This window comes from Stutzerimonas stutzeri, assembly GCF_009789555.1.
Classification (GTDB): domain Bacteria; phylum Pseudomonadota; class Gammaproteobacteria; order Pseudomonadales; family Pseudomonadaceae; genus Stutzerimonas; species Stutzerimonas stutzeri_R.
In genome coordinates, this window is sequence record NZ_CP046902.1 from 501883 (window position 1) to 514231 (window position 12349).

Here is a 12349-nt window from a genome sequence, read left to right on the forward strand (position 1 = left end):
ACGACCGGCAGGCAATCTGCTCGAACGGTCCACTATCGAGTTCGCCCATGAAGGCTCCACATCGTCCCAGCGCGGTCTCGGACCACAGCGTACCGGCCGGGGCCAGTCAACGCTATGCGTTCCATGTCCTCGGCGATTCCCTGAGCGAGCCAGTCGAGCTGGCAGAAGAGTGCGCGCTGGCGATCGCCTATAACGGCATCAGCCAGGCAGTGATGATGGTATCGCCGTCCGACCTCGAGGATTTCGTCGTGGGTTTCAGCCTGGGCAGCGGCATTGTCGATGACGCCAGCGAAATCTACGACATCCGTATCAGCGGCTCCGGCAGCGGACGCCAAGCCGAAGTCGACATTGCCAGCCGTGCCTTCTGGGCGCTCAAGCAGCAGCGCCGGCAGCTGCCCGGTAATGCCAGCTGCGGGCTGTGCGGCGTCGAAGCGCTGGAACAGGCGCTACCGCAACTGCCGGTGATGCCTGGCGCGCCCCTGCCGCCGGCGCACTGGCTGCAAGACTTGCGTCAGCGGATCGCTGAATTCCAGCCGCTCGGCCAGACATGCGGAGCGGTCCATGCCGCCTTGTTCATCGATTCACAAGGCCAGATTTGCCTCGGTCGCGAAGATATTGGCCGGCACAACGCCCTGGACAAGCTGATCGGAGCCCTCAGCCGCAGCCGCCAGGACGTCGCCGGCGGCGTTGCCGTCGTCACCAGCCGCTGCAGCCTGGAACTGATCCACAAGGTGCAGCGCGCCGGCATTGCGACATTGGTCAGCTTCTCCTCTCCCACTGGACTGGCGGCGAGTTGGGCGCAACGTCACAACCTCAACCTGATCCACATCCCACAGCGCAGCCCGCCGCGTGTGTTCAGCCCCACCGTCGGCTCAGCCGAGGCGCAAGCATGAGTCTGCAACCGGAAAAGCCTCGCTTTCGCCCTTATACCGGCGCCGCCGCAGGCTGGGGCGCGCTGCGCAGCGTCACCCGTTTCTGGCTGGACAGCAAACAGCCCTTGAAGAACCTGCGCGCGTTGCTCAAGACCAACCAGAATGGCGGCTTCGACTGCCCCGGGTGTGCCTGGGGCGATTCTCCCCAGGACGGTACGGTGAAGTTCTGCGAGAACGGCGCCAAGGCGGTGAACTGGGAAGCCACCACGCGTCGAGTCGATGCCGCTTTCTTCGCCCGATACAGCGTCAGCCAGCTGCGTGAGCAGAGCGACTACTGGCTCGAATACCAGGGCCGCCTGACCGAGCCGATGCGCTACGACCCGGCAAGCGACCATTACCAGCCCATCAGCTGGAACGCCGCTTTCGCCTTGATCGCCGAACATCTGCATGCGCTCGACAGCCCCGACCAGGCCGAGTTCTATACCTCAGGGCGCGCCAGCAACGAGGCAGCGTTCCTTTATCAGCTGTTCGTGCGCGCGTACGGCAGCAACAATTTTCCCGATTGCTCCAACATGTGCCACGAGGCCAGCGGCGTCGCCCTCGGCCAGAGTATCGGCGTCGGCAAAGGCAGCGTCACCTTCGAGGATTTCGCCCTGGCCGATGCGATCTTCGTCCTCGGCCAGAACCCCGGCACCAACCATCCGCGCATGCTCGAACCGCTGCGCGAGGCCGTCGCCCGCGGCGCTCAAGTGGTTTGCTTCAACCCGCTGAAGGAGCGCGGACTGGAGCGCTTCCAGCATCCTCAACACCCGATGGAAATGCTCATCAACGGCTCGGCACCGCTGAACACGGCGTTTTTCAGACCTGCACTGGGCGGCGATATGGCGGCCATACGCGGTATCGCCAAATTTCTGCTGTTCTGGGAGCGCGAAGCCCAGGCCCAGGGCGAGTCGCCTGTGTTCGACCATGCGTTCATCGAACAGCACACCCATGGCATCGACGCCTATCTGGCCACGCTGGATGCCACCAACTGGGAGGACATAGAGCAGCAATCGGACCTCGATCTGGCCGAGTTGGAACAGGCGGCACGCCTCTACCGCAACGCCGAGCGCGTCATTGTCTGCTGGGCCATGGGCATCACCCAGCACCGCCACTCGGTCGCGACCATCCAGGAGATCACCAACCTGCAATTGCTGCGCGGCAACCTGGGCAAGCCCGGCGCCGGGCTGTGTCCGGTGCGTGGCCACAGCAACGTACAGGGTGATCGCACCATGGGCATCAACGAACGCCCGCCAGCGGCACTGCTCGACGCTCTGCAAGAGCGCTTCGGCTTCGCCGTACCGCGTCAGCCCGGGCATAACGTGGTCGAAGCGATCGAGGCGATGCTGACGGGACGCTCCAAGGTATTCGTCGCCCTGGGCGGCAACTTCGCACAGGCCACACCCGATAGCACCCGTACCCATCGCGCGCTTGAGCAGTGCAGCCTGACCGTGCAGATCAGCACCAAGCTCAACCGCAGCCACCTCACAGTCGGCCACGATGCGCTGATCCTGCCGTGCCTGGGCCGCACCGACATCGACCGTCAGGCCAGTGGTCCCCAGGCGATCACCGTGGAAGACTCGTTCAGCATGATTCACGCCTCCCACGGCCAATTGGAACCCCTGTCGCCGAGGATGCGCTCGGAGCCGTCGATCATCGCCGGCATCGCCCAGGCCACACTGGGCCGGCAGCCCGTGGATTGGGCGGCGCTGATCGAAGATTATTCGCGGATTCGGCAGCTGATTGCCGAGACCATTCCCGGCTTCGACGATTTCAACGAGCGCCTGCAGGCCCCGGGCGGCTTTCACCTGGACAACCCGGCCGCGGCCCGATGCTGGAATACCGCCAGCGAGCGCGCCAATTTCATCGTCAATCCATTGCCCGACAGCGTGTTCGATCAAGCGGTACGCAACAGCGGCGAACTGCCTGAACTGATCCTGCAAACACTGCGCTCGCACGACCAGTACAACACGACCATCTATGGCCTCGACGACCGCTACCGTGGGGTCAGAGGGCAGCGGCGCGTCATCTTCGTCAACGCCGCCGATATCCGCCGGCTGGGCTTCGAGGCGGGGCAGAAAGTCGATATCCGATCGTTATGGAATGACGGCATCGAGCGCAAGGTCGAAGGATTTACCCTGCTCGCCTTCGATATTCCACCTGGGCAGGCAGCGGCCTATTACCCGGAAACCAACCCATTGGTCCCGCTGGCGAGCCATGGCCTGGGCAGCTATACGCCGACCTCCAAATCCATCGCGATTCGCCTGCAGGCCGCACGGACCGACACGCTGATTCGCTGATCGCCGCACGCGCGGCTCAAGCTGGTGAAGACCGTTCCGCTAGTTAAAAGTTCCCGATTAAAATCAAATACTTATAAAACGCGAACTCGGTCATGCCTTTCGTCGGGATGAGTTGCGAACGCCCGCTCGTCGCGTAAGGATCGCAGCGCCATTCATCCAGAGGTTTCGTCATGAAGTATTCCTCGATTGTGCTGTTGTCCGCGAGCCTGCTCAGCGCCACCGCATTTGCCGGAAGCAACACCGAAGCCGCCGTGGGCGGTGCCTTGGGCGGCGCCCTCGGCTCGGTGGTCGGTGAACACCTGGGCGGATCGACTGGCGCAACCATCGGTGCCGGTGTTGGCGGTGCAGCCGGCGGCATGGTTGGCGCTGACAAGCGCAGTCGCACCGAAGCGGCCATCGGCGGTGGCCTGGGTGCTGCAGGCGGTAATGTCGTCGGCCAGCGGGTCGGCGGTAGCACTGGCGGTCTGATCGGCGCAGCCGTGGGCGGGGGTGCGGGCGGCGCGATCGGTAACGAATATGGCGATGACGATGACTACCGTCGCGACGGCTACCGGCGGGATGATCGTTATCGGGGCGACCATCGCCACGGCCATCCGGGGAAGGGAAAGGGCCATTACAAACACAAGCACAAACATCATCACTGAGCCGCCTACCCAGTGATCGCCGCGCTCCCGGCATAAAGCCGGGAACAGGCTTCAGCGCCGCACCAGCCCAGCCGCACCGACGGCAGCCAAACCTTCCAGCCAGCGGCGATGTTCGAAACGCCGCGGCTTCGTTGCGCTATTCGGCCCGTAGCGCTCCCAGCGCCTCGCGCACGCGATCAGGGATCGGCGTCGAGCGGTTCCGTGCGCGGTCGACGAACACATGCACCACCCTGCCCGCCGCGCAGGCTTGCTCTTCGCCCTGCCTGAACACCGCCAGCTCGTACTCAACCGAGCTTTTGCCCAGCTTGCCGACGCGCAGGCCGACTTCTATGGCCTCCGGGAAGGCAATCGGCGCGAAATAGTCGCACGATGAGCTGACCACGAAGCCCACCACCTCGCCGTTATGGATATCCAGCCCACCTTGCTGGATCAGGTAGGTATTCATCGCACTGTCGAAATAGCTGTAGTAAGTGACGTTGTTGACGTGACCATAAACGTCGTTGTCATGCCAGCGCGTACTGATCGAGTGAAAATAGCGATAGTCGTCACGCAGGTGTCTGGGTTGCTCGGGCATCGAGGCCTCTCTTTGTATGTATTGGTCGTGAAGACGCTCAGTAAGCCGCCTGGTAAATCGCCAGGGCATCGGCCTCGGTAACTTCGCGCGGATTGTTTACCAGCAGGCGCTGCTGAAGCATGGCCTCCTTGGCCAACTGCGGCAGCATATGTTCGGGCACACCCGCGTCACGAAGGCAGTTGGGCAACCCCATGCGCGCGCAAAGCTGGCTTAGTTCCTCGATCAACTGGTCGGCGTAGGTGGAGCAATCCTCGCTGCGCAACCGCTCGCCCAGCACGAGCGGCGCCAGCTCGGCGTAGTGGGTGGTCGCGGCACTGACGTTGAAACGCAGCACATGCGGCAGGACCAGCGCGTTGGAGAGCCCGTGGGGGATGTGGAAGTTACCGCCAAGCGGATAGGCCAGGGCATGCACTGCCGCTACCGGCGCGTTGGCGAACGCCTGGCCGGCAAGGCATGCACCGAGCAGCATCGCCTGACGGGCCTCGCGATTGCTGCCGTTGTGCACCGCCTCGTGCAGGTTGGCCGAGAGCAACCGCAGCGCTTCGCGGGCCAGCAGGTCGGACAGCGGATTCTTCTTCAGCGCACTGGTGTAGGCCTCGATGGCGTGCACCATGGCATCGATACCCGTCGCCGCGGTCACGGCTGGCGGCAGGCCTAGGGTCAGGTCGGCATCGAGCAGCGCCAGGTCGGGTAACAGCATGGGCGAAACCACGCCCATCTTGGTGGTCTCGCCCGTGGTAATGATCGCGATCTGGGTGACTTCCGATCCCGTACCGGCGGTGGTCGGAACCTGAATCAGCGGCAGCCGCTGGCCCCTGGCATTGCCTACGCCATAGATGTCCTGCAGCGATTGCGCACAGGCCGGATGTGCCAGCAGCGCGACCAGTTTGGCGACGTCCATCGAGCTGCCGCCGCCGAAACCGACGATCAGGTCCGCCTCGAGCGACCTCGCCTGCTCCACGGCGGCCAGGACGATGTGCTCCGGCGGATCGGCGATGACCTGATCGTAGACGGCCACGTTCAGTCCCTCCACGCCGAAGCCCGGCAATACCTCACCGAGCAGTCCGAAACGGGTGATGCCCGGGTCCGTGACAATCAGCACCGAGCGCGCGCCGCGCTCCTTGCAAAGGCTGGCCAGACGGCGCGACGCGCCAGGCTCGCATATCAATTGAGCGGTAGTGGCAAAGCTGAACGGATGCATCGGTGCCTCCTGATTTTTTGTGTTTCGGCTTCGGAGAGAGCCGCTCGACGCGCTCTCACCCCAGCCCTTTCCCGGAAGGAAAGGGGGTACGACTTGTAACGCCAGTCCGCCGTCTGCCAGACGAGCCCGTTCAGAACGCGAAATCCGTCTCCGGCAAGGCCATGAGACAGCCTGCGCCGCCTAGAATGGCCTCTCGATGGGCGCTGGCACGCGGCAATACGCGCCGCAGGTAGAAATCCGCGCTGGCCAGCTTGGCCTGATAGAACGCCGCTTCGCCGCTCTCCCGTTCCAGTGCGTCCTGCGCTCGCGCCGCTGCCTGCAACCAGAGCCCGGCCAACAACACATAGGCCGAGTACTGCAGAAAATCCACCGACACCGCGCCAATTTCCTGCGGATCGCGTCCGGTCGCGGCAATGATGTCGGCGGTCAGCTCGCGCCATTCGCCAATGCGACCCTGCACGGTGCTCGCAAACGCCCGCAACGCTGGCCGCTCGGCCTGGCGATCACAGACCTCGCTGAATTCAGCCTGCAATGCCGACAGCTCCGCACCGCCATCACCAAGCAGCTTGCGGCGGATGTAGTCCAGCGCCTGGATGCCATTGGTCCCCTCGTAGAGCTGAGTGATACGGCTGTCGCGCATCAACTGCTCCATGCCCCATTCACGGATATAGCCGTGGCCGCCGTAGATTTGCACGCCGAGGCTCGCGACCTCCTGCCCCATGTCGGTGAAGAATGCCTTGACGATCGGAATCAGCAACGCCGCGCGCTTGCTCGCGGCGCTGCGGTCGTTCGGCTCGCGGTGGCCGTGTTCCAGGTCCAGCTGCCGGGCGCAATAGGCCGCCAGCATGCGGCTGCCTTCGACCAGCGTCTTCTGGGTCAACAGCATGCGCCGCACGTCCGGATGCACGATGATCGGATCGGCCACCTTGTCCGGATGCTGGATGCCAGCCAATCCACGTGACTGCAAGCGCTCTCGGGCATAGGCGAGCGAGCCCTGATAAGCCTGCTCGGCGATGCCAAGGCCTTGCAACCCGACCTGAAAACGCGCGTCGTTCATCATGGTGAACATGCAGGCCAGCCCCTGGTTCGGCTCGCCGACGATCCAACCCGTGGCCCCATCGAAATTCATCACGCAGGTCGCCGCGCCCTTGATGCCCATCTTGTGCTCAATGGCTCCGCAGCTCAGCGCGTTGCGCTCGCCTGGCGTGCCATCGGCGTTGGCGATGAATTTAGGGACCAGCAGCAGGCTGATGCCCTTCACCCCCGCCGGCGCATCCGGCAGGCGCGCCAGCACCAGATGCACGATGTTTTCACTCATGTCGTGCTCGCCGCCGGAAATGAAGATTTTGCTGCCGCTGACCCGGTAGCTGCCATCTGCCTGGGGTTCGGCACGGGTCCGCAGCAGCGCCAGGTCGGTTCCGGCCTGTGGTTCGGTCAGGCACATGGTGCCGCTCCAGCTGCCGCTGACCAATTTCTCCAGATAGGCGTCCTTCAGCGCGGCGCTGCCGTGTTTGTACAGCGCCAGCACCGCACCTTCGGTAAGACCGGAGTAGATGCGGAACGACAGCGAAGCGGCCATCAGCATTTCATGAAAATTGCACGCCACCATCTGCGGGAAGCCCTGGCCGCCATATTCGGTCGGGCCGGTCATGCTTGCCCAACCGTTGTCGACGTACTGTTTGTAGGCTTCGACGAAACCCTGTGGCGTTTTCACCTCGCCGTTTTCCAGCGTCACGCCCTGTTCATCGCTGTTGCGATTGAGCGGAGCGATTTCGCCACCGGTATAGCGCGCCGCCTCCTCCAGCACGCCGTCGATAAGCTCGCGGTCCAGGCCGTTACCGAGCAACTGGCAGTGGGCGCTGGCGTCGAACAGCTCGTGCAGCACAAACCGCATGTCCCGCAGGGGGGCCTTGTACTCCATGCTCAAGCCTCCTTCTTCTTGAAATCGACGAACCGGCCACCGACCGTCGCCAGGCTTTCGATCAGCTCGGCAGGCTTCCAGTGCTCGCCATGGCGTTCGGCCAGCGCCCGCAAGCGGTCGTGGATGGCCGGCAGGCCTTGGCGGTCAGCCCAGGTCATCGGTCCGCCAACCTCCGCCGGGAAGCCATAGCCGTTGAGGTAGACGGTGTCGATATCGGTGCTGGACTCGGCCATGCCTTCCTGGAGGATCTTCGCGCCTTCGTTGACCAGCGCCAGCAGGCAACGCTCGAGTATTTCCTCCGTGCCGATGTCGCGACGTTGGTAACCAAGCCGCTCGGACTCGCGCTGCACCAGCGCATCGACTTGCGGGTCGTGCTCGGCCTGGCGGCTGCCCTCGGCGTAGCGGTAATACCCCTGGCGGGACTTCTGGCCGAAACGACCCAGTTCGCAGAGGCGATTGTCGATCTGCACGTAGGGATCGTCCTGGCCCTCTCCGGCCAGCTCACGGGCGCGCCACTCCAGGTCGATACCGACCACGTCATACATCCGGAACGGGCCCATCGCAAAACCGAAGCCCTGCAGCGCGGCATCCACCTGGTAGGGATAGGCGCCTTCAAGCAGCATCGCGCGCGCCTCACGCACGTAGGTGGCCAGCATGCGATTGCCGATGAAGCCCTGGCAGTTGCCGGCGATTACGCTGACCTTGCCCATACGCTTGCCCAATGCTGTGGAAGCCTCCAGCACCGCAGCGGATGTTTTCGCGCCGCGCACGATCTCCAACAGCTTCATGATGTGTGCCGGGCTGAAGAAATGCAGGCCCACGACCTGCTCTGGGCGCCGGGTCGCGGCAGCAATGGCATCGATATCCAGCGCCGAGGTGTTGCTCGCCAGGATACCCGTCGGCTTAACGATTGCGTCCAGCTCGCGAAAAATGGCCTGCTTGAGTTCAAGGTTCTCGTACACCGCCTCGATCACCAGGTCGACGTCGGCCAGCGCCTGGTAACCGTCTGCCTTGCTGATGCAGGCACGACGGGCTTCAGCCTGCGCCTCGTCGATACGTCCCTGGCGCACGTTGTGCGCGTAGGTATCGGCGACCACGCCCAAGGCTTGTTCGAGCATGGCCGGGTTGTTGTCCAGCCACAGCACCTTCACACCGGCGTTGGCCAGGCTCATCACGATGCCGCGGCCCATGGTGCCTGCACCGATAACGGCAGCGGTCTGGATATCGAAGCGGGTTTGGCTCATTGCAGCAGTCCTCGTCGCAAGGCAGAAAAAACAGAAGACCTACCTTAGTTGATGACGCTACTATTTTTGAAATTTAGTCTTGTGATACTTCCGATTCATCCGATGAATATCTATAACTTCGATCTCAATCTACTCCGCGTGCTAGACGCCTTGCTCCGCGAACGCAACGTGTCACGCGCCGCCGAACGTCTGTCGCTCAGCCAGCCGGCGGTCAGCAATGCGCTCAATCGCTTGCGCGAGCTGCTCGATGATCCGCTGCTGGTACGCGTGGGCCGCGCCATGCAACCCACCCCGCGCGCACTGAGCCTGGAGGCGCCGATTCGTGACGCACTGCAACAGATCGAGCACACCCTCAATGCCGGGGACCTGTTCGATCCGGCCACCAGTCATCAACGCTTCGTCATCGCCGTGACCGATTATGTCGAGCTGATCTGCATGCCCGCCCTCATGGCGCATCTGGCGCGAGTGGCCCCGGGTATCCAGTTGGCGATCCAGCACCTGACTCCTTGCTTGCCGTCCGAAGCGCTGGACAACGGCGAGCTGGATCTGGTGCTGGGCCGCTTCCTCGAGGTCCCGACGCGCTTCCACACGCGCCGCTGGGCCACCGAAACGTTGCAGGTCGCGGTGCGCCGCGGCCATCCGCTGATGGGCGAAACGATGGACCTGACGGGCTTCCTGCGGCTGCGCCATCTATGGGTGCATGGTGGGCAAACGCGTGGGATGGTCGATCAATGGCTGGAAGACAATGCGCTCGCCCGCGAGGTGGTCTACACGACGCCTAATTACCTCCAGGCTGCCCATATTGTCGCCAGCAGCGACCTGGCCGCCGTGCTTCCCACCCAGTTGGCCCGGCATTTCGCCAAGCTGCTGCCGCTTCACCTGTTCGACCTGCCCTTCGATCTGGGCTCCTTTCAGCTGGATATCGTCAGCGTGGCTCAACGGGAGCGGGATGCGGCTTTGCAGTGGCTGATCGAGCAGATCGTCGCCGTCGCTCGCCGCTGACGGCCACGCGCCTTGCTCGACAAGGCCTAACGCAGACCGTCCGATGGAGCGGCTGCGGCGCTGCGATCAGACGGTGCGCCAGTAGCCGGGACGGTTTTCTGCAGACAACAAAAAACCCGCCGAAGCGGGTTTTTCCTGACCATTTCGAATCCGTTCGACTACCGTCCTGGCGTGGCCGATCATCCGTGATCCTGAGCGCGTCCTGCGCTTCAGAGTGGGTGTAGATTAATTATTCGAGACCCCGGAGTGAAGCGGCGAATGGCGATCTCTTTTGTAAGCCTTTCGCTATAGATGCGTGGGCGTGGTGCGTCCCGACGGCTTGAGCAAAAACGGGCCTGAAGCGGAACGCACCGACTGCAGGGCGCGGTCGAGAGCGCTTTGACTGATCCGCCCGGATGCGCGGTCGCCCGATGCCCGACTCGCGCCACACAGCGGGCAGGCACACCACCGGATGCAGGCGGATCGCCAGGAAATTGCGCGTATTAGCTCTATGGCGCGGATCGACCAGGACACGCGTGTCGCCGCGACGGCCTTCCGAAAGACCCGACTGAGCGGAGCGCGGCAACGTCGCGATCCGGAGCGCTTGGGTGACGGTCGCGGCACTGCTGGAACGGCCCGGCACGCCGCCGGGCTCGGGCCCTAGCGGTCGAGTTCGTCCTGCTTTTCCAGGAATTCCTCCTCGAGCATGGCATCCTTGACGGCTTGTGGCTGCTCGTCTCGCAACGGGTCGTTGAGCTCGCCGCCGGACAGAACCTTGCTGTCCAGCTTGCCCATCACATGTTCGAGCGCATGGCGCATCTTTTCCGCCGCGCCATCGACCGCCAGCTGCAGCGATTCGGCCTTGTGGGTAACGGAAACCGCCTGGTAGCCCTTGGGCCGTGCCTCGATCTGGCAACGCTTGTCATCGGCGCCAGCCTTCTGCGCGTTCTCGTCGCTGACGTGCACCTCGACCCGGGTCAGGAAATCATCGAAGCGCTCCAGCCGCTCCTCTACGGTCGAACCCACCCATTCATGCAGCTCGACACTACCGGGTATGTGATGGCTGTTGACTTGAACATGCATGCGACTACTCCTGATTGATGGCGTATCTACACAGATTCGAGGCGTCTGGACCGTCGAGGTTCAGCAGCTTCGTCTGATCGGATTGTCACACCGGTGCGGTCGCCACGCCTGACCCAGATCAGTGAATCGCCGCCAGCCGCGGGGGCCGCACGAGGCGCTAACCACGCTCAGCCATCGCTGCCGCGCTGGAACGGTCGGCGCGTGCGCCCAGAAACCAGCCCACGGCACCCCAGACCCCGGCACAGACGGCACCGACCAGCGCCACCAGCGCCGCGCCCTGGCCGAGGCTGTCGAGCAGGCTCTTGGCCCATCCGCTCAACGCATCGCCGCCGCGATAGACCACCGTGTCGATGAAGTTCTTCACCTTGTATTTGCTCTCTGCGTCCAGCGGGGCGAACAGCATTTCCCGCCCAGGACGAACGAAGGCGTACTCGCCGATCCTGCGCACGATCATGACCGCCGCCAGAACGGCGAAGGTCGGAGCCAGTGCCAGGCCGACGAAGCCCAGGCAAACCAGTGCCGGCACGGCCGTGAGCAGTACCCGCACACCGAGGCGTTGGGCAATGTGTCCGGTGATGAACAGCTGAGACAGCAGCGCACCGGCCTGGACCACGAAATCGATGACGCCGAATACCCGCACCTGCTCGGATCGGTCCTCGAACAGCTCGGCGACCAGTCGCGCCTGCTCGAAATAAAGAAAGGTGCTGGCCGTGGTCAGCAGAAGGACGAACACGGCGATGCCCATCAGATAGCGCGAACCGAGTACCCGCGTGAGTCCGCTGAAGGGATTGCCAGCCACCGGTCGGCGAGGGCTTTCGGCCGTTTCGGCGCCGGGTCGGCCCGCGCCAAGCACCTCGCGCCAGGCCATCAGGTAATGCTTGAGCGCTACGGCAACGGCCAGCAGCAGCGCCGCCAGCAGCATCAGGCCGAACTGCCCCAGCAGCCCCACCAGCAATGCACTCATGGCAGGCCCGAACAGGCCGCCGACGCTGGCGCCCGCCGCGATGAACGCAAACAGGCGACGGGCCTGCGGCGCATCGAACACGTCGGCCATCAGACTCCACGCCACGGACACCACGAACAGGTTGTAGACCGATATCCACACGTAGAACACCCGCGCCAGCCAGAGGCTGTCGCGCAGCACGTAGAACAAGCCGGCGAACAGCATCAGGTTGAGGCAGAAGAAGCCGTATACCCAATCGATGTAGTGAATGCGCGCCACCCGTGAGTTGAGCCAGGCGAACAGCGGCACCGCCAGCAACATGGCGAAGAAGGTGGCGGTGAATAACCATTGCAGGTTGTCGACACCGCCCTGAATGCCCATCGATTCGCGGATCGGCCGCAGCATGAAGTAGCCTGTGAACAGGCAGAAAAACAGCCCGAACCCTGCCAACGCCGCGCGCAGCTCTCCGGGACGGGCGTTGATCGATGTGCAAAATCGCGTAACCAGATCTGCGAGCACGCGGCCTCCCGTCGGCTTCGATCCCAAG

The 12349-nt window shown here is 63.7% G+C and carries 10 protein-coding genes; 4 read left to right on the plus strand and 6 right to left on the minus strand.

Annotated features, from left to right (window positions below; genetic code table 11):
* Nucleotides 1–47: 47 nt before the first annotated feature.
* From fdhD to GQA94_RS02280, 3 genes are all read left to right on the plus strand, one after another.
* Nucleotides 48–893 (plus strand): formate dehydrogenase accessory sulfurtransferase FdhD, encoded by an 846-nt coding sequence (fdhD, locus tag GQA94_RS02270; protein ID WP_158186544.1) that lies wholly within the window; start codon nucleotides 48–50, stop codon nucleotides 891–893.
* A complete protein-coding gene (locus GQA94_RS02275; RefSeq protein ID WP_158186545.1) occupies nucleotides 890–3211 on the plus strand; it encodes an FdhF/YdeP family oxidoreductase in 2322 nt (773 codons plus the stop codon). The genes fdhD and GQA94_RS02275 overlap by 4 nt, the downstream gene beginning before the upstream one ends.
* A gap of 170 nt (nucleotides 3212–3381) precedes the next feature.
* Nucleotides 3382–3855 carry a YMGG-like glycine zipper-containing protein gene (locus tag GQA94_RS02280; protein ID WP_158186546.1) on the plus strand — a complete coding sequence of 158 codons (474 nt, stop codon included), beginning with the start codon at nucleotides 3382–3384 and terminating at the stop codon, nucleotides 3853–3855.
* 136 nt (nucleotides 3856–3991) lie between these two features.
* Here GQA94_RS02280 and GQA94_RS02285 read toward each other — a convergent pair whose 3' ends face one another.
* From GQA94_RS02285 to GQA94_RS02300, 4 genes are all read right to left on the minus strand, one after another.
* Nucleotides 3992–4429 (minus strand): acyl-CoA thioesterase, encoded by a 438-nt coding sequence (locus GQA94_RS02285; protein ID WP_233270208.1) that lies wholly within the window; start codon nucleotides 4427–4429, stop codon nucleotides 3992–3994.
* 37 nt (nucleotides 4430–4466) lie between these two features.
* Nucleotides 4467–5630, minus strand: coding sequence for an iron-containing alcohol dehydrogenase (locus GQA94_RS02290; RefSeq protein WP_158186548.1), 1164 nt, complete (start codon nucleotides 5628–5630; stop codon nucleotides 4467–4469).
* A gap of 130 nt (nucleotides 5631–5760) precedes the next feature.
* Complete coding sequence (locus tag GQA94_RS02295; RefSeq protein WP_158186549.1) at nucleotides 5761–7551, minus strand: acyl-CoA dehydrogenase C-terminal domain-containing protein; 1791 nt, start codon at nucleotides 7549–7551, stop codon at nucleotides 5761–5763.
* Between the two features lie 2 nt (nucleotides 7552–7553).
* On the minus strand, nucleotides 7554–8795 hold the full coding sequence (locus tag GQA94_RS02300) for a 3-hydroxyacyl-CoA dehydrogenase (protein ID WP_158186550.1): 1242 nt from the start codon (nucleotides 8793–8795) through the stop codon (nucleotides 7554–7556).
* 102 nt (nucleotides 8796–8897) lie between these two features.
* Between GQA94_RS02300 and GQA94_RS02305 the strand changes: the two genes are divergently transcribed.
* Nucleotides 8898–9797, plus strand: coding sequence for a LysR family transcriptional regulator (locus GQA94_RS02305; RefSeq protein ID WP_158186551.1), 900 nt, complete (start codon nucleotides 8898–8900; stop codon nucleotides 9795–9797).
* Between the two features lie 639 nt (nucleotides 9798–10436).
* Here GQA94_RS02305 and GQA94_RS02310 read toward each other — a convergent pair.
* Complete coding sequence (locus GQA94_RS02310; protein ID WP_158186552.1) at nucleotides 10437–10859, minus strand: HPF/RaiA family ribosome-associated protein; 423 nt, start codon at nucleotides 10857–10859, stop codon at nucleotides 10437–10439.
* Nucleotides 10860–11016: 157 nt separating this feature from the next.
* Nucleotides 11017–12321 (minus strand): NTP/NDP exchange transporter, encoded by a 1305-nt coding sequence (locus GQA94_RS02315; protein WP_158186553.1) that lies wholly within the window; start codon nucleotides 12319–12321, stop codon nucleotides 11017–11019.
* Nucleotides 12322–12349: the final 28 nt, after the last annotated feature.